Source organism: Leuconostoc citreum (genome assembly GCF_007954785.1).
In the GTDB taxonomy this organism is placed as follows: Bacteria; Bacillota; Bacilli; order Lactobacillales; family Lactobacillaceae; genus Leuconostoc; species Leuconostoc citreum.
On the sequence record NZ_CP042410.1, the window covers coordinates 112,175 to 133,449 of the forward strand.

At 39.4% G+C, this 21,275-nt stretch carries 22 protein-coding genes; 17 read left to right on the forward strand and 5 right to left on the reverse strand.

Annotated elements, in window-relative coordinates; genetic code table 11:
- Positions 1–204: 204 nt before the first annotated feature.
- The 11 genes from FGL72_RS00600 (at position 205) to FGL72_RS00650 (ending at position 9,081) form a co-directional block, all read left to right on the forward strand.
- A complete protein-coding gene (locus tag FGL72_RS00600; protein ID WP_004901562.1) occupies positions 205–1,155 on the forward strand; it encodes a mannose/fructose/sorbose PTS transporter subunit IIA in 951 nt (316 codons plus the stop codon).
- Between the two features lie 31 nt (positions 1,156–1,186).
- Positions 1,187–1,996 (forward strand): PTS mannose/fructose/sorbose transporter subunit IIC, encoded by an 810-nt coding sequence (locus tag FGL72_RS00605; protein WP_004901559.1) that lies wholly within the window; start codon positions 1,187–1,189, stop codon positions 1,994–1,996.
- A 14-nt stretch (positions 1,997–2,010) separates the two neighbouring features.
- Entirely contained in the window at positions 2,011–2,922 is a 912-nt protein-coding gene (locus tag FGL72_RS00610; protein ID WP_036058395.1) for a PTS system mannose/fructose/sorbose family transporter subunit IID, read from the forward strand.
- Between the two features lie 142 nt (positions 2,923–3,064).
- A complete protein-coding gene (locus FGL72_RS00615) occupies positions 3,065–3,442 on the forward strand; it encodes a DUF956 family protein (RefSeq protein WP_004901554.1) in 378 nt (125 codons plus the stop codon).
- Complete coding sequence (locus FGL72_RS00620) at positions 3,442–4,275, forward strand: YitT family protein (protein ID WP_004905442.1); 834 nt, start codon at positions 3,442–3,444, stop codon at positions 4,273–4,275. Before FGL72_RS00615 ends, FGL72_RS00620 begins: the two co-directional genes overlap by 1 nt.
- Positions 4,276–4,425: 150 nt before the next feature.
- Complete coding sequence (groES, locus tag FGL72_RS00625; protein ID WP_004901550.1) at positions 4,426–4,710, forward strand: co-chaperone GroES; 285 nt, start codon at positions 4,426–4,428, stop codon at positions 4,708–4,710.
- Positions 4,711–4,785: 75 nt separating this feature from the next.
- Positions 4,786–6,405 (forward strand): chaperonin GroEL, encoded by a 1,620-nt coding sequence (groL, locus tag FGL72_RS00630; RefSeq protein WP_004906732.1) that lies wholly within the window; start codon positions 4,786–4,788, stop codon positions 6,403–6,405.
- Between the two features lie 136 nt (positions 6,406–6,541).
- The gene (locus FGL72_RS00635; RefSeq protein ID WP_012305410.1) at positions 6,542–6,952 is read left to right on the forward strand and encodes a flavodoxin; all 411 of its coding nucleotides are present in this window, start codon (positions 6,542–6,544) and stop codon (positions 6,950–6,952) included.
- Between the two features lie 111 nt (positions 6,953–7,063).
- Positions 7,064–7,507, forward strand: a complete 444-nt coding sequence (locus tag FGL72_RS00640; RefSeq protein ID WP_146992291.1) for a DUF3290 family protein — start codon at positions 7,064–7,066, stop codon at positions 7,505–7,507.
- Positions 7,504–8,148, forward strand: a complete 645-nt coding sequence (locus FGL72_RS00645) for a DUF421 domain-containing protein (RefSeq protein WP_004905436.1) — start codon at positions 7,504–7,506, stop codon at positions 8,146–8,148. The genes FGL72_RS00640 and FGL72_RS00645 overlap by 4 nt, the downstream gene beginning before the upstream one ends.
- 45 nt (positions 8,149–8,193) lie before the next feature.
- Complete coding sequence (locus FGL72_RS00650) at positions 8,194–9,081, forward strand: prenyltransferase (RefSeq protein ID WP_004906724.1); 888 nt, start codon at positions 8,194–8,196, stop codon at positions 9,079–9,081.
- Between the two features lie 19 nt (positions 9,082–9,100).
- Here the strand turns inward: FGL72_RS00650 and FGL72_RS00655 are convergent, their stop codons facing one another.
- From FGL72_RS00655 to cbpA, 5 genes are all read right to left on the reverse strand, one after another.
- Positions 9,101–10,087 (reverse strand): LacI family DNA-binding transcriptional regulator, encoded by a 987-nt coding sequence (locus tag FGL72_RS00655; protein ID WP_146992947.1) that lies wholly within the window; start codon positions 10,085–10,087, stop codon positions 9,101–9,103.
- A 65-nt stretch (positions 10,088–10,152) separates the two neighbouring features.
- Positions 10,153–10,398 (reverse strand): hypothetical protein, encoded by a 246-nt coding sequence (locus FGL72_RS00660; protein WP_004901528.1) that lies wholly within the window; start codon positions 10,396–10,398, stop codon positions 10,153–10,155.
- An 18-nt stretch (positions 10,399–10,416) separates the two neighbouring features.
- Entirely contained in the window at positions 10,417–11,826 is a 1,410-nt protein-coding gene (locus FGL72_RS00665; protein ID WP_040190584.1) for a glycoside-pentoside-hexuronide (GPH):cation symporter, read from the reverse strand.
- 17 nt (positions 11,827–11,843) lie between these two features.
- Positions 11,844–13,544: a glycoside hydrolase family 13 protein gene (locus FGL72_RS00670; RefSeq protein WP_085699598.1), complete on the reverse strand. Its 1,701-nt coding sequence runs from the start codon at positions 13,542–13,544 to the stop codon at positions 11,844–11,846.
- Positions 13,545–13,730: 186 nt separating this feature from the next.
- Complete coding sequence (cbpA, locus tag FGL72_RS00675) at positions 13,731–14,378, reverse strand: cyclic di-AMP binding protein CbpA (protein ID WP_004901521.1); 648 nt, start codon at positions 14,376–14,378, stop codon at positions 13,731–13,733.
- 119 nt (positions 14,379–14,497) lie between these two features.
- Here cbpA and pth point away from each other — a divergent pair, with 119 nt between their 5' ends.
- The 6 genes from pth to hpt all read left to right on the forward strand — a co-directional run bounded on the left by pth (position 14,498) and on the right by hpt (position 21,269).
- The gene (gene pth / locus FGL72_RS00680) at positions 14,498–15,067 is read left to right on the forward strand and encodes an aminoacyl-tRNA hydrolase (RefSeq protein WP_085699600.1); all 570 of its coding nucleotides are present in this window, start codon (positions 14,498–14,500) and stop codon (positions 15,065–15,067) included.
- 20 nt (positions 15,068–15,087) lie between these two features.
- The gene (gene mfd, locus FGL72_RS00685) at positions 15,088–18,624 is read left to right on the forward strand and encodes a transcription-repair coupling factor (RefSeq protein WP_133286009.1); all 3,537 of its coding nucleotides are present in this window, start codon (positions 15,088–15,090) and stop codon (positions 18,622–18,624) included.
- Between the two features lie 17 nt (positions 18,625–18,641).
- Positions 18,642–18,935 carry an RNA-binding S4 domain-containing protein gene (locus FGL72_RS00690; RefSeq protein WP_004901515.1) on the forward strand — a complete coding sequence of 98 codons (294 nt, stop codon included), beginning with the start codon at positions 18,642–18,644 and terminating at the stop codon, positions 18,933–18,935.
- A gap of 62 nt (positions 18,936–18,997) precedes the next feature.
- Positions 18,998–19,393 carry an FtsB family cell division protein gene (locus tag FGL72_RS00695; RefSeq protein ID WP_004905424.1) on the forward strand — a complete coding sequence of 132 codons (396 nt, stop codon included), beginning with the start codon at positions 18,998–19,000 and terminating at the stop codon, positions 19,391–19,393.
- A 29-nt stretch (positions 19,394–19,422) separates the two neighbouring features.
- A complete protein-coding gene (gene tilS, locus FGL72_RS00700; RefSeq protein ID WP_085699602.1) occupies positions 19,423–20,730 on the forward strand; it encodes a tRNA lysidine(34) synthetase TilS in 1,308 nt (435 codons plus the stop codon).
- The gene (gene hpt / locus FGL72_RS00705; protein ID WP_004901507.1) at positions 20,730–21,269 is read left to right on the forward strand and encodes a hypoxanthine phosphoribosyltransferase; all 540 of its coding nucleotides are present in this window, start codon (positions 20,730–20,732) and stop codon (positions 21,267–21,269) included. The genes tilS and hpt overlap by 1 nt, the downstream gene beginning before the upstream one ends.
- Positions 21,270–21,275: the final 6 nt, after the last annotated feature.

The following is a 21,275-nucleotide window of genomic DNA, read 5'->3' on the forward strand; positions in this document are numbered from 1 at the left end:
TTAATGTAAAGTTTCCAGAAAATAAATGTAAATTTTTTGATAACAGTTTGCAAAAGGTAATGAAAGCGTTTACTTTGATGGCAGGTTAGCGTATAATATCAAATGTAAACAATAGATGATAAAATTTATTGTGAAAGCGTTTACATTACACTGTAATTCGATTATAATCGTATAGTAAACAATTTATTGAGAAGGAGATTATCAATGGTTAATCTTATTGTTGCCAGTCATGGTGACTTTGCAAAGGGCATTTTGATGTCAGGATCAATGATTTTCGGAGAACAAGAAAACGTTGAAGTCGTGACTTTTCAGCCTACCGAAGGACCAGATGACTTAGATAAGCATTATCAAGAAGCATTAGCAAAGTTTGATAATGATGATGACACCTTATTCCTAGTTGATTTGTGGGGTGGTTCGCCGTTCAACCGTGCGAGTTTGATTCAGCAGCAAGATCCTGAGCATAAGGCTATTATTGCTGGATTGAATTTACCTATGTTGATCGAGGCGTATGGTGGTCGCTTAGGTATGAATACTGCGGCTGACTTAGCTAAATACTTAGTGCCGGTCGCTAAAGATGGTGTTAAGTCTGTCCCTGAAGCTGAAGAGGCGACACCAGCAGATGCCAAGTCAGACGCACCAATTGCTGGTTTGAAAGAAGGGCACATCAACATCAAGCTTGTGCGCTTGGACACACGTTTGTTGCACGGACAAGTGGCAACAGCTTGGACACCGGATTCAAAAGCAAATCGCATTATCGTTGTCTCAGATGCTGTTGCTGGTGATGAACTGCGTAAGAATTTAATCCAGCAAGCTGCGCCAAATGGAGTTAAGGCAAACATTGTACCAATTAGTAAAATGGTAGAAGTTGCCAAAGACGATCGTTTTGGCGGTGTGGATGCGTTCTTATTGTTTGAAACGGTTGAAGATGTGTTACGTGCCGTTGAGGGCGGTGTGCCAATTAAAACATTGAACGTTGGTTCAATGGCACACTCAGAAGGTAAGACGATGGTCAACAAAGTATTGTCGATGAACAAAACAGATGTTGCAGCATTTGAAAAGTTGCGTGATTTAGGTGTTTCGTTCGACGTCCGTAAAGTGCCAAGCGACAGCCAGGCTAACTTGTTTGACTTAATTAAAAAAGCTAACGTTCAATAAATGAATGTTTATTAGGAAAGGTGTTTAAACTATGTCTATTATCGCAATGATTTTAGTCGTAATCATTGCCTTCTTTGCAGGTATGGAAGGTATTTTAGATGAATTTCAGATTCATCAACCATTGGTTTCGGCAACTTTAATTGGATTAGTAACCGGTCACTTGACAGCAGGTATTGTGCTGGGTGGTTCGCTACAAATGATTGCCCTTGGTTGGGCCAACATTGGTGCCGCTGTGGCACCTGATATTGCGCTAGCATCAGTTGCTTCAGCCATTATCATGGTTAAGGGTAATAACTTCTCAACATCAGGAATTGGTGTTGCCGTAGCATCAGCCATTCCGTTGGCGGTTGCTGGGCTGTTCCTAACAATGATTGTACGTACAATCTCTGTTGGTTTGACACACGGTGCCGATGCGGCGGCTAAAGAAGGTAAGTATCAGACAATCGAACGTTTGCATTTGGTTGGTATTTTACTACAAGGGTTGCGTATTGCAATTCCCGCCGCTTTACTAATTGCAGTTCCTGCTTCAGCAGTTCAAAATGCGTTGGGCGCTATGCCTGATTGGTTGACAGGTGGTATGACTATCGGTGGTGGTATGGTTGTTGCCGTAGGTTATGCTCTGGTTATCAACATGATGGCAACACGCGAAGTATGGCCATTCTTTGCTATCGGTTTCGCATTAGCTGCCGTTAGCCAATTAACATTGATTGCCCTTGGTGCAATCGGTGTTGCTCTGGCTTTGATTTACCTTAACCTATCAAAGATGGGTGGTAATGGTGGCGGTGGTTCAAATGGTGGTGGCTCGGGTGACCCAGTCGGCGACATTTTGAACCAGTACTAGGAAGGAGCAACATGATGGCTGAAAAAATCGAATTAACACGTAGCGATCGCATGTCTGTTGCATGGCGTTCACAATTCTTGCAGGGCTCATGGAACTACGAGCGTATGCAAAACGTGGGTTGGGCATATGCCTTAATCCCAGCAATTAAAAAATTATACACGACAAAAGAAGACCGTACAGCTGCCCTAAAGCGTCACTTGGAATTCTTTAACACACATCCCTATGTTGCTTCGCCAATTATTGGTGTAACATTGGCGCTGGAAGAAGAGCGCGCTAATGGTGCACCAATCGATGATACAGCGATTCAAGGTGTTAAGATTGGTATGATGGGTCCTTTGGCCGGAATCGGTGACCCAGTGTTCTGGTTCACTGTGCGACCAATCTTAGGTGCGCTTGGTGCGTCATTAGCATTAGGAGGCAACATATTAGGCCCAATTTTGTTCTTCGTTTTGTGGAACGTTATCCGTATGTCTTTCATATGGTATACACAGGAATTTGGTTATAAGGCTGGTTCAGCAATTACCCAAGATTTATCTGGTGGTTTGTTAAAGGATATTACCAAGGGTGCATCAATTCTTGGTATGTTCATTCTAGCTGTGTTGGTTGAGCGATGGGTATCGATTAAGTTTGCCGTTGAATTGCCAGCTAAGAAGTTAGCTGAAGGCGCTTATATCAAGTTCCCTAACGGTGCAGTCAGTGGTGGTAAGTTGCAAGAAATCTTGTCACAACAAGCATCTGGCTTGTCACTAACTAAAATGGCACCTAATACATTGCAAGGTAACTTAGACAGCTTGATTCCTGGGTTAATGGGCTTGTTGTTGACATTCCTAGCTATGTGGTTACTTAAGAAGAAAGTATCACCGATTGTTATGATTATTGGTATCTTTATCTTTGGAATCCTCATGCGTGTACTTCACATTATGTAATTATCATAACTTATAAAGTGCGCTCGTCTTCTGCGACGAGCGCCTTTGTACATATAAATGACACAAACCATTGTGAACGTATTCAATTTAATGATACGATAAATAGAGTTAATTATCACAAGTTTTCTGATGGAGGAAAAGCATGGTACAATCACTGAATTCAAAAGCCGAATTAACAACGAAAGGTATTTCCTATTTGGGTATCGGTGCGCAATACGGCAAATTTTTAATTGGCGATCGCGCTTTCGAGTTCTTCAATGATAATAATGTGTCAGATTTTATTCAAATCCCTTGGGCCAATATGACGGTTGTCTATGCTAGTGTTTCTAAAAATAAAATTGGTCGACGTTTTAAAATTCAAACGGATAAAGGTGTTTTTGATTTTTCGTCACCTGAAGCTGGCAAGATATTAAAATTAATACGCGAGCATCTGGGTAACGATAAAGTACTCAAAAATCCAACACTAATTAAACGGCTACTCAGAATATTTAAAAAAAAGCACGTTAAGAAAGGCGTTTAATGAAATTATTACAGAAGTATCAAATTTTACGATATGTGATTATTATTACGGCGTTAGAAATTGTTGCCATTAGTATTAACTTTTTTTATGCGCCCGCTAAAGTAGCTGCTGGTGGTGCAACTGGTTTTGCTATTTTAGTAAACGAATTGTTTGGTGTTGATCGTGCTGTCACGGTACTCGCCATCAATATCATTATGATTGTTTTAGCAGCTGTGTTTCTTGATCGAGGGACAACTGCCAGAATAACATTTGGTAGTCTTATCTTACCAATTCTTTTAAAAATCACACCTAGTGAACAAGTCTTAACAGATAGAACCTTTTCTGTGCTTGTGGGCGGTACTATTTTTGCTATTGGCGTGGCATTATTGTATCGTGTTGATGCATCGAGTGGGGGTACAGCAGTGCCGCCAATGATTTTAAAAAAATATTTTCGTATTGCGCCGGCTGTTTCATTGTTAGTTATTGATATGGTTGTCTCGTTAGGTAACTTAGTAACGGAAGGGATCGAAGCATTATTATTAGCTTTCTTTTCTTTGATGATTACCGCAGTTGTCATGAATTATATTGAAACTGGATTAGATAGACGCAAGATGGTTTATATTACAAGTAATCATCACATCAATGCAGTTAAAGACTATTTATCAGAAAATGAGACTGGTTATACAGCAATGGATGTTCGTGGTGGTTATACTGGTGATGGTCGTGAAATGTTAATGGTTATTTTAGATAACCACGATTATAATCGTTTAATTCGCGGTGTGCACCAAGTTGATCCAGAAGCATTTATGATAGCTTATGATATCAGTGAAGCACATGGTGGAACTTTCTTATAGAGAACAATTACCTAAGCAGATGAAGTCATTTTCTAATGATGAAAATGTGCTTTTTTTATTGACAATTCATGGTAAAGTGCTATACTTAAAATTGTAATTAGCACTCATTGTAAAAGAGTGCTAAAACTTAAAAATCGGAGGTATTGTCTCATGTTGAAGCCATTAGGTGATCGCGTGATTATTGAAGTAACAGAAGCTGCAGAACAAACAGTTGGTGGCATTGTTTTAGCTAATAATGCCAAGGATAAGCCAGTCACAGGTAAAGTTGTGGCTGTTGGTTCAGGCTATGTTCTAAACGATGGTTCAAAGCAAGACCTAACAGTTAAGTCTGGTGATCAGGTCTTGTTTGATAAGTATGCAGGGCAAGAAGTATCATTTGAAGGGGCAGATTATTTGGCACTTCATGAAAAGGATATTGTTGCGATTGTTGAGTAACAACAAAAGAGACGTAGTCACTTTTTAAGTGAATTCAAAATATAACGATAAAAATTCTAAAGAGGTATTTTAACAATGGCTAAAGAATTAAAGTTTTCAGAAGATGCACGTGCTAAGATGAAGGCTGGCGTTGATAAGCTTGCTGACACAGTTAAGACAACAATTGGTCCTAAGGGCCGTAATGTTGTTTTGGAACAGTCATACGGCGCACCAACGATCACAAATGATGGTGTAACAATTGCTAAAGCAATTGAATTAGAAGATCATTTTGAGAATATGGGCGCTAAACTAGTCGCTGAAGTCGCCTCAAAGACAAATGATATTGCTGGTGATGGCACAACAACAGCAACGGTTTTGACACAAGCAATCGTTGCAGAAGGCTTGAAAAACGTCACAGCTGGGGCTAACCCAGTTGGTATCCGTACGGGTATTGAAAAGGCAACTGCGGCTGCTGTCGCAAAATTGCATGAAATGTCACATACAGTTAATACAAAAGATGAAATTGCTCAGATTGCTTCAATTTCAGCGGCTAATGAAGAAGTAGGTGCTTTAATTGCCGAGGCAATGGATAAGGTTGGTAATGACGGTGTCATTACCATTGAAGAATCAAAGGGTATTGAAACAACACTCGATGTTGTTGAAGGTATGCAATTCGATCGAGGTTACATGTCACAGTACATGGTAACTGACAATGACAAGATGGAAGCAAACTTGGATAATCCATACATCTTGATTACAGATAAGAAGATTGGTAACATTCAAGATATTTTGCCTGTGTTACAAGCTGTTGTTGAGCAAGGTCGCGCGATGCTAATTATTGCTGATGATATCACCGGTGAAGCATTACCAACACTTGTACTAAACAAGATGCGTGGTACATTTAATGTTGTTGCGGTTAAGGCACCAGGATTCGGTGATCGTCGTAAAGCACAACTTGAAGACATTGCTATCTTAACTGGTGGTACGGTTATTACCGAAGATCTTGGATTGAATTTGAAAGATGTTACAATTGATCAGCTTGGACAAGCAAGCAAGGTTAATGTGACAAAGGACAACACAACGATTGTTGAAGGCGGTGGTGACAAAGCAGCTGTAGCAACGCGTGTGGAAACAATTAAGCAACAAATCGCTGAAACAACTTCTGACTTTGATCGCGAAAAGTTACAAGAGCGTTTGGCAAAATTGGCTGGTGGTGTTGCCGTCATTAACGTTGGTGCAGCAACCGAAACTGAACTCAAGGAACGCAAGTATCGTATCGAAGATGCTTTGAACGCAACGCGTGCAGCTGTTGAAGAAGGTTTCGTTGCTGGGGGTGGCACAGCGCTTGTTAATGCCATTTCTGCTGTAGAAGCTTTGTCAGAGGCTGGCGATGTACAGACTGGCATTAACACAGTGATTAAGGCGCTTGAATCACCAGTACGTCAGATTGCTGAGAATGCTGGCCTTGAAGGCTCAGTAATTGTCAACAAGTTGAAAGATCAAGACGAAGGATTTGGTTACAATGCGGCAACTGATGAATGGGTTGATATGATTGCCGCTGGTATCGTGGATCCAACTAAGGTAACACGCTCTGCCTTGCAAAATGCAGCCTCTGTCTCAGCTTTGTTGTTGACTACTGAGGCGGTAGTTGCTGAAGAACCAAAAGATGAAACACCTATGCCTATGCCACAAGGTGGTATGCCAGGCATGATGTAATGAAGTGATACAGTCAAACGATAACCTTTTTGATAGGGTTTATCGTTTTTTTGTGAATTGATAAAGCTTCAGGGTTGCGGTATACTGTCATAGAAACTAATTAAGAGTTGCCAGCGAGCAATCATTGGAGGCGTATATGATTATTTACTTTTCACAGGGTGGGCATACGAAAAAGGTTGCAGAGGAGATAGCCAACAAAACAGGCGATCGCTTATATGCTATCGAACCAGTTGTACCCTATCCAAGTAGTACAATATTAGCAACGCCACGTATTACTAAGGAAATTGCCACACAGAGCATACCAGAAGTCAAAAAAGCGCCGACAGATGTGTTATCAGATGATACGATATATCTCGGTTATCCAATGTATGGCATGGACATGGCACACGCTATGCGCGGATTTTTGGCAGTAAATGATTTATCCGGAAAGACGATTAAGCCTTTCATAACGAGCGGAACAAGCACCGTTAGTATGAGTCTCAAAACGCTCCAACAATTAGCCCCAAATAGTGTTATCGATAACAGTTTTGATCCTAAACAGTTATAGAAGTGTTTTTTAATTAAGATGAGTAAAGCGCAGCTGTTTGTAATAAACATAAACTGCGCTTTTTATTGTTGTTTGAATTGTTTTAAAAAGCGGTCGGGGGAGAGATAGATTGTGAATTTTTATAGTATTAATTTTTTAAGTCAGAATGCTAACTTGAACGATACGATTGTCATTTATACTATGGTAGTTGTTTTTGGATTAATGGCGGTTGGTGCAGTTGCCTCATTACGAAATCGTTATAATACTAAATATCGAGACTTAAGTATTATTGCATTATTGTTGTTTTTATTTTTAGCAGGTGCTAGATATACAGACTATGAACAAGCAAAGTCAAATGATACACAAGTAACGCAGATGCCTTCTTTTGCACAAAAAGTTGCTGAGACACAACATGTAAGTAAAAATGACCTCTATTTTAATCAAAAAACGATCAATGATGGCATGATTGTTAAAATAAAGGACAAGTTTTTTCGGATGACAATTAGTCCTGACCAACAGTCTTATACATTAACGCGAACTTATATTACAGCAAAGGAGATTAACTATATCAAATGACAACCTATTTTCCGATTTTAATTAAATTAGCGATTGGTTTGTTAGCGTTAATTATCCAAATTAATATTATGGGTAAAGGTAATTTAGCGCCTACATCAGCACTAGATCAGGTTCAAAATTATGTATTAGGTGGCATTATTGGGGCAGTGATTTATTCCGATACCATTACTATTTTCCAATTTACGATTGTGCTTATTATTTGGACGATGCTCGTGATGTCGTTGAAATTTGCTAAGCAACATAACAACCTTGTTAAAAAGCTAATTGATGGGCAACCACGCGTCGTGATTGAACGTGGTCAAGTTCGTGTCGATAATGTGTTACGTGCCAGTATGACGGCTGATGAATTAATGTTTAAGCTACGGACACAAGGGATTTATAAAATTGCAGACGTCAAGCGGGCTATTTTGGAGCAGAATGGGCAATTAACTGTGATAGAATTTGGTGATGATAGCATTAAGTATCCCATTATTTACGATGGCCAAATTAATGTGGATGTATTAGAGATGGTTGATAAAACAGAAGACTGGCTCAATGATCAGGTTAAGGCACAAGGTTATCAGCACATTGGCGATATCTTTATTGGTGAATTTATTGATGGTGAGGTGCGGTTAGTTGCTTATCATAAAACTCAAAGTTAGCTGACGATATTTTTCTGGTAAAATAAAAGACTAGAGGTTGAAAAAATGACACCAAAACAGTTTTTAGACTTAGTTGAGATTCGTGTTGTGATTCCTAGTGTGGCCCCTTTAATGGTCGGATTAGCCTATAGTCAGTGGCAATATGGCCGTTTAAATTGGACCAACGCACTATTACTCATAATCGCGACAGTATGCGTTCATTTAGCAGTTAATACATTTAATCGCTATGAAGACTCAAAACGACAAAAAGAAAATGAGTTTTTGCGTGAAGCAGCACAAGGTGAAGTGATTTCTAACAAGCAGGTACTGTACGTTGCTGCAGGGTTGGCATTGATTGCCGCCATTGCTGGTGTTGTAGTTGCTGTGCGTACTGATTATGTGACATGGATTATTGGTATCGTCAGCTTTTTAATTGGTTATTTGTACTCGGCAGGACCCAAACCAATTACTAATACGCCTTTTGGAGAAATTGTTTCAGGCATCACCATGGGTTATTTCATTTTTGTTGCCCAGGTATATGTCAATACACGTATGGTACCGATGCCAAGTGTATTATGGCAATGGTTTATGGTCAGCTTGCCTTTGACAGTGTTTATTGCAGAAATTATGTTGGCCAATAATATCGCAGACCATGCTGAAGATGAACGTAACAACAGACATACGATTGTTCATTATACTGGTATCGCTGCCGCAAAAAAGCTTTATCTATTTTGGGCAATATTAGCCGTGGTGGCGTTGTTGATTGTGACGTACGTTGGTTGGTTACCGGTGACAAGTTATGCAATTATTATTTTGTTACCTTTGATTATCAGTAATGCGCGTCATTTTACTGCCCGGCCAATCAAAAAAGAGACCTTCATATTGGCTATCAAAAACTTAATCATTGTTATGCTCGGTATGACAGTAGCGATTCTTGCTGGTATATTGATTTGAATTAAAAAAGTTAGACCGTTTATGGTCTAACTTTTTTTGTAGTGAAACCTTGTTGAAAAGTAACAGGCAAAGTTGTAATTGTTGCTTGGGATACGGGATGCTGTGACGCCATTTGTTCGTATAATTTTTCCACAGTTGTTTTGGCAATGGCTTCTACAGGCTGACGTATTGAGGATAAAAAAATTTTTTGGCGTTTATAAACATGCGCAGCATCAAAACCAATAATTTGGACAGTGTTGGGAACATCAATATGCTGTTGCATAAGCAGATGCCAAAAATCACTGGCATACTCATCGGCATCTGAAAATATTCCATCGTAAGCAAAATCATGATTGTGAGTATGATTAATAATGAATGCTTCAAAGTCGTTAATGAAATCAGGTGAGTCAGAGGCCAGAAAGGTACTAACTGATAGGTTATTTTTAGTACAAAAATCTTTAAACCCTTTTTCTCGAATACTAGATATATTTTTAACAGGTGCTTTAGAAATAAAGAGCAGTTTCTTGGCACCGAGCGTCTGTAATTGTTTGGCTGCTAATTGACCGCCTGCATAGTTGTCAGATACAACGAGAGGAAATTGAGGCGAAACAGGTTTTTCGATAGCCACGAGTGGAATATTAGGAGAGACAATATCAGCAATATCGGAATATGACATGGTAATAATGCCAGCTACTTTTTGCATATTAGCCATTTGAATGTAATCAATTTCATCTTCGGGATTACTATTAGAATTGCATAAAATCATTTTATAGCTAAATTGATTTAATGATAGCTGCATGTGGTAGCTCAATTCTGAAAAGAAAGGGGTGTTGACCGTTGGAATAATTAGCACAACGTAATTTGACTTGTTGGTTTTGAGCGCTCGTGCAGTAGCATTGGGCACGTAATTTAATTGCTCAATAGCTGCTTCTATTTTCAATTGTGTTGCTGGTTTTGTACGACGACCATTGATGTAATTAGATATCGACCCTCTCGATACTCCAGCAACGCGCGCAACATCATTCATATTAACCACTAGTCATACCTACTTTTATTTTCTAAAAAAACGTCTGATACAGACGTTTTGACATGTTAAGGTTGAAACCTACCTGATAGTATTTTATCAAATAATTCGGAAATTTGCTTTTGTTTCATCTGATCCATTTGACTAATTTCAAGGTGATTAAAATCTTTAATTAAATAATATGTTTCTAAGTAGAGTGTTAATTGTTGTTTGATGAACTGTGTATTCGTTGTTTTCGGCTCTTTTTGTGTATTGCGAATGATTGTCATCGCAAATTCAGTGGGATCGATTTGTAATTTGTCTTCGGATAGCATGTTTATTTCCTCATTTCATTAGTTGCTGAAGGCTGCATCCTCGGCAGCTTCTTTTTGGTGTTTTGCATTAAGTTCTTGTCGCATAATCCGTTCTTTGTTTGGCGTGAGTTGATAGAATAAAATAAGAATAAAGGATAATACGAGTGCAAGTAATGGGACCCAAACGTAGTTTGCTTCAATACTAAAGAGCGAAGCAGCTGTTTGCGTTTTATTTGGGACGTAGTGACCGATTGAGAGTAGTAGGCCAGTAATGGCGCCACCTAAGCCCATGCCGAATTTTGCTGTAAAACTTGAAGCAGAAGTCACGATACCTTCGGCACGAACGTTATTTTTCCATTCACCATAATCAACGGCGTCAGCTAATAATACCGCGATTAAAGCACCGACAAAGCCGTTACCAAAGTTACCGACAATTGTGCCTAAAATAACAGTTACTGTGCTTAAAGTCCAAGCGCCGAGGCCCAAAATAAGTTGACCGACAATACTAATCAGTAGACCGCCCAGCAAGGTTCGTTTCTTGCCAATTTTTGTTACGACGTAAGGGGTTAAGAAGACAGAGACAAGACCAACGGCATTAAAGAACAGTGCAAGAGAGACTAAACCAGGTTCCTGTAAGTTATATTTGAAGAAGTAAATAGTGACTTGACCTTTAGTTTGCATACCCAGCCAGTAGACAAAATTGAGACCAATCACAATTAACCATGGCCAGTTACGCTTAAGGGCTTTGAGAGATGTTTTAATCGGCAATGGTTTTTGAGACTGCCGTGTTTGGACACGCTCTCTTAAGTTAGCAAAAACAAATAAATAAATGACGAAGAATACCAAAGCAGCAAGGACAGCTAACCAAAAGAAGCCACGCCGTGGATTATTTGCGCCACCAAACAGGCCAACTAATGGTAACGCTATAACAGAAATTAAAGTACCACCAAAATTTGAGAAGAGTGAGCGTATCGTAGATAAGACAACGCGCTCATCAGGGTCTGCAGTCATACTTGGCAGAATCGATGTCAAGGGGATGTTGACGGCCGAATATAACACATCAATACCAATATAGGTGACATAGGCCCAAACGATTTTCCAGGTCATGGGGAGATTGGGTGTGGTGAAACAGAGAATGGTAAAAATAGTAAACGGGGCATTAAACCATAAGAGAAATGGTCGACTACGACCCCATTTTGTATGTGTGTGGTCAATCATAATACCCCAGAAAGGACCATCTAAGGCATCAATAACACGAGCAACTAGCATTAAGGTACCGACAGCGGCAGCAGAAATACCAAATACATCCGTATAAAAATACATTAAATAAGTGCCAATAAGACTAAAAGTAAAGCTGCAGGCAAAGTCACTGGCACCATAACTGAGTCGTTCACGCCAAGGCAGTTTTCCTGTAATATAACTATCCTGTGCATTTATATGATTATCCATGATACAAGACCTCCTTGTTAATCAGTTGCAGCAGTTGATTGATAAAGGTAGACTTTCGTTTCATAAGGGCGTAGTGTGCTGCCCTGATCATCGGTATAATTTTGAACAATTAATTTATGATCACTTGGTATGTCGTAATAGCGTGTGAGTTGATTTGCAGTAAAATTAGCTATGACTAGCAGTGTTTGATCACTGTTTTGACGCGTATAAGCAAAGACTTCTGTATCTTTCTCATTGCCTGTTACTAAACTAAAAGTACCGTTTGTTACAACAGGCAAGGTATGGCGCCACTTGATGAGTTGCTTATAGAAATTGAAAACAGAGTTGCTGTCTGATAGTTGCTGTTGCGCATTTACCTCGGTATGGTTATCGTTGACGGGCAACCAGGGTTTATTTTGACTAAAACCGGCATACTGGCTGTTATCCCATTGCATCGGTGTACGTGCATTATCGCGAGAAGTTGTCTGTAAGTAACGTAGCATAGTTTCAGGTGAGACAAGTGCTTCTTTATCAACGAATTCATGATAGGCATTGAGAGATTCCAAATCACGATATTGTGATAAATCATGCCACGCGCTATTGGTCATTCCCAGTTCTTCACCTTGATAAATATAAGGCGTACCTTGCATGAAGTGTAGCATAGCACCAAGCATTTTAGCTGAATAGTCACGATATTGTGGATCATCGTCACCAAAACGTGAGACTGCGCGCGGTTGATCATGGTTGTTCCAATAGAGACTATTCCACGCTTTGCCGGCTAATTGTGTTTGCCACTTAACAAGATTTTCTCTCAAGTCAACTAATGAGACACGACGATCAGACCATTTTCCTAGTATAGGGTTCACATTACCATCTAAGCTGACATGTTCAAATTGAAATACCATATTTAACTCTGAACCATCGAGGTTAGCGTATTTGTCAGCTTGTTCCGTTGTGACACCGGCAGTTTCGCCGACGGTAATCCAATCATATTTTGATAAGACTTCTTGGTTCATTTCTTTGAGATACTGGTGTACATGGGGACCATTGGCAACAGCTTGGCCAGCATCTTCATAAGGTTGGCCTTTACCTGCGTGATCATCTGTTAAATTTTTTGGTTTAGATATTAGTGAAATGACATCCATTCTAAAACCATCAATACCCTTTGCCGCCCACCAATTCATCATACGAAAAATGGCCTTGCGAACTTCCGGGTTATCCCAGTTAAGATCAGGCTGCTCTTTAGCAAATAGGTGTAGATAATATTGTTGGGACTGTTCATCGTAGGTCCAAGCAGGGCCAGAGAAAAACGATCCCCAGTTATTTGGTTCATGACCGTCAACTGGGTCGCGCCAAATGTAATAGTCGCGATAAGGATTGTCTGTTGATGAACTACTTTGTTTAAACCAATCATGATCGCTAGAAGTATGATTAACGACAAGATCCATCATAATCTTTAAACCACGTTGATGAGCTTCAGTAACTAATGCATCAAAATCAGACATTGTGCCTAAGTCAGGGTTGATACTTTGGTAGTCTGAGATATCGTAGCCACCATCAATATTAGCAGTTTTATAGACCGGATTAAGCCAAATCACATCTGCACCTAACTGCTTAATATAGTCTAGTCGACTGATGATTCCACGCAAATCACCTAGGCCATCTTGATTACTATCTTGAAAGCTTTTGGGATAAACTTGATAAATAACGGCTTGTTGCCACCACTTTGAATTGTTCATGTGATACATCTCCTTTATTGTCATAACGACTAAAATGGAACGTTCCATTTATCAACTATAGTATATGCCTAAGTGTCATTTTATGCAAGCGCTTACATTTTTATGTAACAAAAAAAGAGTGACTAATTTGATACTTTTGGAAAGCACCATTGTTAGTGACTCATGAATTGTTTGAACTATATCAGTTTATGCATTGAAACGTTGTAAATCTTCAATACTAGTTACTTGAAAACGCTTTTTCTCAAGATGCTTTACCAGTTTTTGTAGTTGTGGACTATCGACACTAATTGGCAGTGTGAACATAAGTGTTACTGTTTCACTAACGGCTTGTAGGCTTAGTACCGACTCAATGTTTGAATAACGTGCAATGATACCAGAAATGAGCTTGAGATCACCTTGTGTATTATGTGATGCAATCGATACAGCCACACCACCAGTGCGAACAGACCAACTTTGTGACAATAAGTCCATTAAAGCATCATGCGTGAAAATCCCAGTAAAATAATGATTTTCATCTAGAACAGCAATAAATGGTAAATCGCGAATAGCAAAAAATACCTCATAAAACTGACTAGTCGTATAAATGAACTTAGTCGAGTTACGCATGATAGCGGTAACTGGCAAATTCATATCACCTTGCTTTGCAATGTGTTCATAGACGTGTTGTTTGTAAACGTTTCCCCGAAAAAGCTTGCCAGATTCATCTAAAATTGGCATTGTCCGTGTGTGAGCCTCTTCAGGAGAATTAAATAATTCATTTACTTGTGCAATCGTTGTATTTTCAGTTACGGTTGTAATATCTGATTTTGGTGTGATAAATGACTTATGAATCATATCTATGTCCTAAAATTAATTTTTTTATCATGAAATAGCCATATATCATGATAACACAGAATTCTGTTATACTGGTATATAAGATTAAGAAATTTATTAAGGACACACGTATAATCAATATGAAGTATGTTATTGGATTGGGAAATATTGGCACGAAATATGAGAAAACACGTCATAATATTGGATTTATGGCAGTAGATAATTTTGCTGAAGCACATCATGTCGCTTTTTCGCCCAGCAAACAATTTGCAATTGTGGGCAAAACAGCGATTAATGGGGAGCAAGTGCTAATCGTCAAGCCAACAACCTACATGAATGATTCAGGGAAAGCAGTGCGTGCACTGTTAGACTACTATGGCGGGAACATCGATAGTGATGTTTTAGTATTAGTTGATGATATGGATTTGCCATTTGGCAAGTTGCGTTTTCGAGGCAAAGGGTCAGCTGGTGGGCATAATGGGCTAAAATCTATCATAGCGCATACTGGCTCACAAGCTTTTTTGCGTTTAAAATTTGGGTTAGGTCATCCACAGCATGAGCAAGAGGCTGTGATTAATTATGTTCTTGGTCAGTTTACACGTAGTGAACAACCAGAAATTGATCAAATGCTAGATCGGAGTACACAGGCCATTGACATGTGGCTATCAGGGGCCAAGGTATCACAACTAAGTAATCAATTTAACGGATAATAGGCGGTAGTAAAATAATTATGACAAATGTGTTAACTGATTTTCTAGCACAAACCGACACAATTAAAACATTAAATCAGCATGCGCGCCCAACAACACGACAACTTTTGCTAGGCGTGAATGGTAGTGCTAGAGCTGCAAACATTGCCGCTTTATATCAGTCAAATCCGCGACAGATGTTAGTCATTACGGACACCCAGGCACATGCTGACCAAATGTTAGCCGATTTATCTGGCTTAACCCCTGAAGCAATAAGCTTTCCGGCTGAAGAATCCTTAGCAACTGAGATGGCCATTAGTTCACCTGAATTACGTTTGCAGCGCGTCTTAACGTTACTTAGGCTGCGTACACAACAGCCATGCATTGTTGTGACTAGTCTTGCAGGTGCCGAACGCTTTTTACCGGAGCCAAGTACTTTAGATCAGGCGTCACTATCGTTGACTGTGCAAGCACGATATGACATTCATCAGATTAAAAATACTTTGATGATGATGGGGTATATACCCACTAAGCTAGTACAAGGACCTGGTGAGTTTGCACAACGTGGTGCGATTGTTGATATTTACCCACTAACTGAAGACAATCCTATTCGATTAGACTTTTTTGATGATGAGCTCGATCAGATTAAAATATTTGATGTTGAGACACAAAAAAGTATCACTGTGCTTGAAGCGACAACGATACAGCCGGCAACCGACTTGATTGTCTCTGAAACGCGCTATGAGCAAGCAAAACAAATAATTGAAGCACAATTTAATACCTATCGTACGACATTATCAGGTATTGATAAAAAGCATATTACAGAGGGCTTTGCGGCAACGCAATATAGGCTTAGTAATCACACCCGTGATAACCAGCTGTTACCTTATGCACTGCATTTTTTTGGTAAAGAAACCAATTTATTAGACTATTTTGATGGGCAAGCATTAGTCGTTATTGATGAGTATACACGCCTCAAAGAAACAAGATTACAGCAGTTGATGCGTGACCAAGAGTGGTTATCCCATCAACTTGAAACTTATCAAATATTGCCACATCAATCCTTACGTGCAGACTTTGATCATATTGTTTCTAGTATGGCCCAACCATTTATTTACTTAGCTAATTTTCAACGTGGTCTCAATAAAATTCATTTCACTAACATTGTTGAAGTGACGACAAGGCCTGCTACTCAGTATTATGGTCAATTACCGGCAATCAAAAATGACCTTGTTTACGCGCAAGAATCGGGAACAACGGTTGTTATGCTAATTAGTGAACCGCAAAGAAGGCAACATTTCGGTCAATCGTTACAGGACTTAACGGTGCCACTGCATGAATCAAATCATTTATTAGTTAATGAGGTACAGTTGGCAGATGGCAATCTATCAGCTGGATTTGAATGGCCTAAACTTCATTTAACTGTTTTAACAGAGCACGAATTGTTTACCCAGTCGCGGCGGCCTGCACCGCGGCAACGAAAAATAGCCAATGCTGAACGTTTAAAATCATATAACGAGCTCAATGTTGGTGATTATGTTGTGCATATTAATCATGGTATTGGTCGTTATGAAGGCTTACAGACTATCACTGTAGATGGTGGTAAGCAAGATTATTTGTCGATTGCCTACCAAAAAAATGCTAAGATTTTTATTCCAGTCACACAGTTAAACCTGATCCAAAAGTATATTGGTGCCTCGGATGCAGCAAAGGCGCCCAAGTTAAATAAATTGGGTGGTGCAGAATGGGCAAAGACGAAGCGACAAGTTGCAGCCAAAATAGAGGATATTGCTGATGATCTCTTGGATTTGTATGCGCAAAGAGAGGCTTTGTCAGGATACGCCTTTCCACCAGATGACACCGCTCAATTACAATTTGATACCACATTTGGATACCCTGAAACACCAGATCAAATTCGTTCTATTGAAGAAATTAAGGCAGATATGCAAAAAGAACGACCAATGGATCGGTTATTAGTTGGAGATGTTGGTTTTGGAAAAACAGAGGTTGCCTTGCGTGCTGTATTTAAAGCAGCACATGCTGGGAAACAAGTTGCATTTTTGGCGCCAACCACAATTTTAGTGCAGCAGCACTATGAAACGATGCTGGCACGGTTTAGTGACTTTTCAGATATTCGTATTGGCGTCTTGAGTCGCTTCCAAACACCAGCGCAAAATAAAAAAGTAATCAAGGAACTTGAAGCACATGAACTTGATGTAGTGGTTGGTACACATCGATTATTAAGTCAAGATGTTAACTTTGCTGATTTGGGTCTACTCATCATTGATGAAGAACAACGTTTTGGTGTGAAACATAAAGAACGTCTGAAACAATTACGAAACAATGTTGATGTGTTAACATTGACAGCCACGCCAATTCCCAGGACACTTAATATGGCCATGGTTGGTGCGCGTGACTTATCCGTCATCGAGACGCCACCCGCTAATCGTTATCCAATTCAAACATATGTTCTTGAAGCGGATTGGACAATTGTTAGAAATGCGATTGAAAAAGAATTAGCACGAGACGGTCAAGTCTTTTATCTGCACAATCGTGTGGCAGATTTAGATCGTGTTGCCAGTCAAATAGAAGACTTAGTGCCATCTGCACGTGTAGCCAGTATTCATGGGCAAATGTCAGAAACGCAATTAGAAAGTGTGCTTTATGACTTTTTAAATGGCAACTATGATGTGCTCGTGACCACAACTATTATTGAGACGGGTGTGGATATTCCTAATGCGAACACGCTGATTGTTGAAAATGCTGATCACATGGGGCTTTCACAACTTTATCAACTACGTGGTCGCGTTGGTCGTTCAACACGTTTGGCCTATGCTTACTTTACTTATCCATTCACACGTACACCTAGTGAGGAAGCCGAAAAGAGGCTGGAGGCTATTAGAGATTTCACTGAACTTGGCTCTGGCTTTAGAATTGCCATGCGAGATTTAAGTATCAGAGGTGCAGGTGATTTACTTGGTAAGCAGCAGCACGGTTTCATAGATTCTGTTGGTTATGACATGTATACACAAATGTTAAAAGACGCCGTGGCAAAAAAACAAGGCAAAGTAACGCAAAATCAGCAACCAGAAACAGATACAGAATTGATATTGGGTGTGTTGGCTTATTTGCCTGACGACTATGTTCCTGATAATGCGCAAAAAATTGAACTTTATACGCGTATTAGACAAGCAAAATCAGATGAACAGTTTGAAGATATTGAAGCTGATATGTTAGACCGTTTTGGCGACATGCCAGATGAGGTCGCACGCTTGTTATTGGTTGGGCAAATTAAATCACTAGCTGATCAAACGCAGTTAGTCTATATTAGACGACAAAAAAATCAGTTAACCCTACAGTTTAATCATGATGCAACCGAAAAATTAGCTGGAGAAGCAATTTTTGAAACCTTAGCTGATGTGCCACTTAAAGTCGCCGTCCGAACAGAAGCGGGAGATTTACAGGTGATAATGACGGTTGATGATGTTGCTGAAAGTAGTATATGGTTAATTATTTTACGTCAGTATTTATTGACTGTCTTAGAAAAAGAGCAAAATATGACGAGCAACCAAATTTAATTAAAAGGAAATAAATTATGCGTTTAGATAAATATTTAAAAGTGTCACGCTTAATCAAGCGTCGCACTGTTGCAAAAGAAATCGCCGATCAAGGGCGCATTTCAATCAATGGGAAGGTTGGCAAATCTTCTTCTGATATTAGTACAAATGACATACTAGAAATAAGGTTTGGTAACAAAACACTAACCGTTAAAGTATTGAAAATTGTCGAAACGACTAAAAAAGAGGCATCTGCAGATGTGTATGAAGTGATTAGTGAAAAGTATGAGAATGATTTTCGTACACCGAGTGATGAGACGCCAAAAGTTTAAGTATTGTTAAATATTCTTGTAAAAATGATAAGAACGTGCCAAACTAGGACTAGGTAAAGTTCATGTCGACTCAAAAAAGAAGACAATTGAATAGGCAGCATGTTAATCCTGAAATACAGCAAATTATCCGAAACTCAGAATCGGCAAACATGCAGGCAAGGCGTCACTATAAAAAGGCGCATGCTAGTCGTGAAAAAAAGATTCTGTTTTTTGGCGCGGTTATCGCAACTATTTTTGCAGTACAGCTGCTTGTTAGCCAAGTGAAACTACACACGGCTAATGCGACTTTAACAACAACACAAAGTCGCTTGACATCAATACAAAAAACAAATGATAATCTTAAGGCTGATGTTAAACGCCTGAATGATCCAACTTATTTGCAGCAAATTTTGCGAGATAAGTACGGTTACACTAAGCAAGGTGAACTAATCTATAATTTGCCTTCGGATAAGCAGTAATAGGGCACCGGAATGGTGCTTTTTCTAATATGATTAATAAAATTGATGAACAATTACGACGCTATGCTTGGGAAGCAACGATTATTGTGGCTGTTTCAGGCGGAGTAGACTCGGTTGTCTTGCTCCATGCTTTGCGTCAATACTTACCTGACACCAAGTTAGTGGTTGCGCATGTTAACTATCATCTTCGTAAAGAAAGTGACGGTGATGCGCTTTTTGTGCGTCAGCTTGCTACGACCTATCAAGCAGTTTTTGAACAAATAGACTGGTCAATTATGCCTAGTCATGCTGTGGAAGAACAAGCACGTGAGTTCCGCTATCGTTTTTTTGCGCGATTGGCTGGCCAGTATCAAACCAAGACTATTGTTGTTGCACACCATGCCAATGACCAGGCTGAAACAGTGTTGCTCAAATTAATCCGTGGCGGACGGTTGGAACAGCTGGCGGGTATGTCAGTAAAAAAACGCTTAGTTTTGCGTCCCTTTTTGGGGATAACTAAGCAGCAACTGATAACTTATGCACAACAACATCATTTATCATGGCGCGAAGACGACACTAATTTTGATGCGACATACACGCCTAGAAATCTTTTGCGAAATATTGTCATACCCGAATTGAAGACAATTAATCTGCAAGTGGTTAATCATGTGAATAGCTTTGCCAAACAAATAGCCGAACAATCTGAACTTATCTCTTTTCAAGCGAAACAGTACGTACCGTTATTAACAAAGGATTGGACCAAAATTCCTGATTTGTGGCTTGAAGTCACGTTAGCCGCTTATTTACATGAGCAGAAGGTATATCGGTTTAAGCAACAGCAATTAAAACATATTCATCAATTGCTGATTAATGAGAAAAAACCGACTGGTTCGATTCAATTATCTCACACGGTTGTGTTAATTAAGAATTATCGGCAGGTTTATCTTAAAAAAACAACAGAAATACCAAATACAGTGCAAGATTTGCCGACACTTATGTTAAAATTAAATCAATGGCAAAATTTTGCAGATGATGTATATTGTTGGACAACAAATCAGCCAGTTAACTCTGACAATAGTTTTGTCTTTGGCTTGGTTGATGATCTGCCAGCTATATACTTGCGCCCAGTAAAAACAAGTGATAAACTTGCACTCATACATGGGCATAAAAAACTGCGACGCTTAGCGATTGATGAAAAATTATCACAAAATGAACGGCACGATATGGTCGTTTTATCAACACCAAATGACGATGTGATAGCCGTACGTGTTCGTCAGCGTTGGCGTTTAAGTGCAGATTTTGTCAGCAAACAAGATGCAACCAATTATTGGCTTGCATGGCGAATTGAGGAAAAGTAGTGGATAACGATATACAAGAAGTGTTATTTGACCAGGCTAGTATTCATAATGCTGCCTCACGCTTAGGTCAAAAAATTACACAAGATTATGCAGGCGAAAAACCGATTGTTTTGTCAGTGTTGAAGGGCGCGTATCTTTGGACAGCTGACTTATTGCGAGAAGTTGATTTATACGTTGACTTAGAGTTTATTAACGTATCTAGCTACCATGGTGGCGTTAAAAGCACCGATGAAATTACACTGGTGACAGATATTCGTTCCGATGTTAAAAATCGACAGGTCATCATTCTTGAAGACATTGTTGACACTGGACAATCATTGTTGTTCATGAAAGATTTGTTACGCAAGCGTGGTGCAAAGTCAATTAAAGTAGCAACCTTGTTAGATAAAAAAGAAGGTCGTAAGGTATCAATTGATGCTGATTATGTCGGCTTTGATGTGCGTAACGAATTTGTTGTTGGCTATGGTTTAGACTACAAAGAAATGTACCGAAACTTGCCATATGTTGGTATTCTGAAAAAAGAAGTTTATACTGACTAACTTCTA

What these genes read in the sequence shown, in the direction of transcription:
- FGL72_RS00600 (WP_004901562.1), top strand. Translation starts at nt 205, where the DNA reads ATGGTTAATCTTATTGTTGCCAGTCATGGTGACTTTGCAAAGGGCATT.
- FGL72_RS00605 (WP_004901559.1), top strand. Translation starts at nt 1,187, where the DNA reads ATGTCTATTATCGCAATGATTTTAGTCGTAATCATTGCCTTCTTTGCA.
- FGL72_RS00610 (WP_036058395.1), top strand. Translation starts at nt 2,011, where the DNA reads ATGGCTGAAAAAATCGAATTAACACGTAGCGATCGCATGTCTGTTGCA.
- FGL72_RS00615 (WP_004901554.1), top strand. Translation starts at nt 3,065, where the DNA reads ATGGTACAATCACTGAATTCAAAAGCCGAATTAACAACGAAAGGTATT.
- FGL72_RS00620 (WP_004905442.1), top strand. Translation starts at nt 3,442, where the DNA reads ATGAAATTATTACAGAAGTATCAAATTTTACGATATGTGATTATTATT.
- groES (WP_004901550.1), top strand. Translation starts at nt 4,426, where the DNA reads ATGTTGAAGCCATTAGGTGATCGCGTGATTATTGAAGTAACAGAAGCT.
- groL (WP_004906732.1), top strand. Translation starts at nt 4,786, where the DNA reads ATGGCTAAAGAATTAAAGTTTTCAGAAGATGCACGTGCTAAGATGAAG.
- FGL72_RS00635 (WP_012305410.1), top strand. Translation starts at nt 6,542, where the DNA reads ATGATTATTTACTTTTCACAGGGTGGGCATACGAAAAAGGTTGCAGAG.
- FGL72_RS00645 (WP_004905436.1), top strand. Translation starts at nt 7,504, where the DNA reads ATGACAACCTATTTTCCGATTTTAATTAAATTAGCGATTGGTTTGTTA.
- FGL72_RS00650 (WP_004906724.1), top strand. Translation starts at nt 8,194, where the DNA reads ATGACACCAAAACAGTTTTTAGACTTAGTTGAGATTCGTGTTGTGATT.
- FGL72_RS00655 (WP_146992947.1), bottom strand. Translation starts at nt 10,087, where the DNA reads ATGAATGATGTTGCGCGCGTTGCTGGAGTATCGAGAGGGTCGATATCT.
- FGL72_RS00660 (WP_004901528.1), bottom strand. Translation starts at nt 10,398, where the DNA reads ATGCTATCCGAAGACAAATTACAAATCGATCCCACTGAATTTGCGATG.
- FGL72_RS00665 (WP_040190584.1), bottom strand. Translation starts at nt 11,826, where the DNA reads ATGGATAATCATATAAATGCACAGGATAGTTATATTACAGGAAAACTG.
- FGL72_RS00670 (WP_085699598.1), bottom strand. Translation starts at nt 13,544, where the DNA reads ATGAACAATTCAAAGTGGTGGCAACAAGCCGTTATTTATCAAGTTTAT.
- cbpA (WP_004901521.1), bottom strand. Translation starts at nt 14,378, where the DNA reads ATGATTCATAAGTCATTTATCACACCAAAATCAGATATTACAACCGTA.
- pth (WP_085699600.1), top strand. Translation starts at nt 14,498, where the DNA reads ATGAAGTATGTTATTGGATTGGGAAATATTGGCACGAAATATGAGAAA.
- mfd (WP_133286009.1), top strand. Translation starts at nt 15,088, where the DNA reads ATGACAAATGTGTTAACTGATTTTCTAGCACAAACCGACACAATTAAA.
- FGL72_RS00690 (WP_004901515.1), top strand. Translation starts at nt 18,642, where the DNA reads ATGCGTTTAGATAAATATTTAAAAGTGTCACGCTTAATCAAGCGTCGC.
- FGL72_RS00695 (WP_004905424.1), top strand. Translation starts at nt 18,998, where the DNA reads ATGTCGACTCAAAAAAGAAGACAATTGAATAGGCAGCATGTTAATCCT.
- tilS (WP_085699602.1), top strand. Translation starts at nt 19,423, where the DNA reads ATGATTAATAAAATTGATGAACAATTACGACGCTATGCTTGGGAAGCA.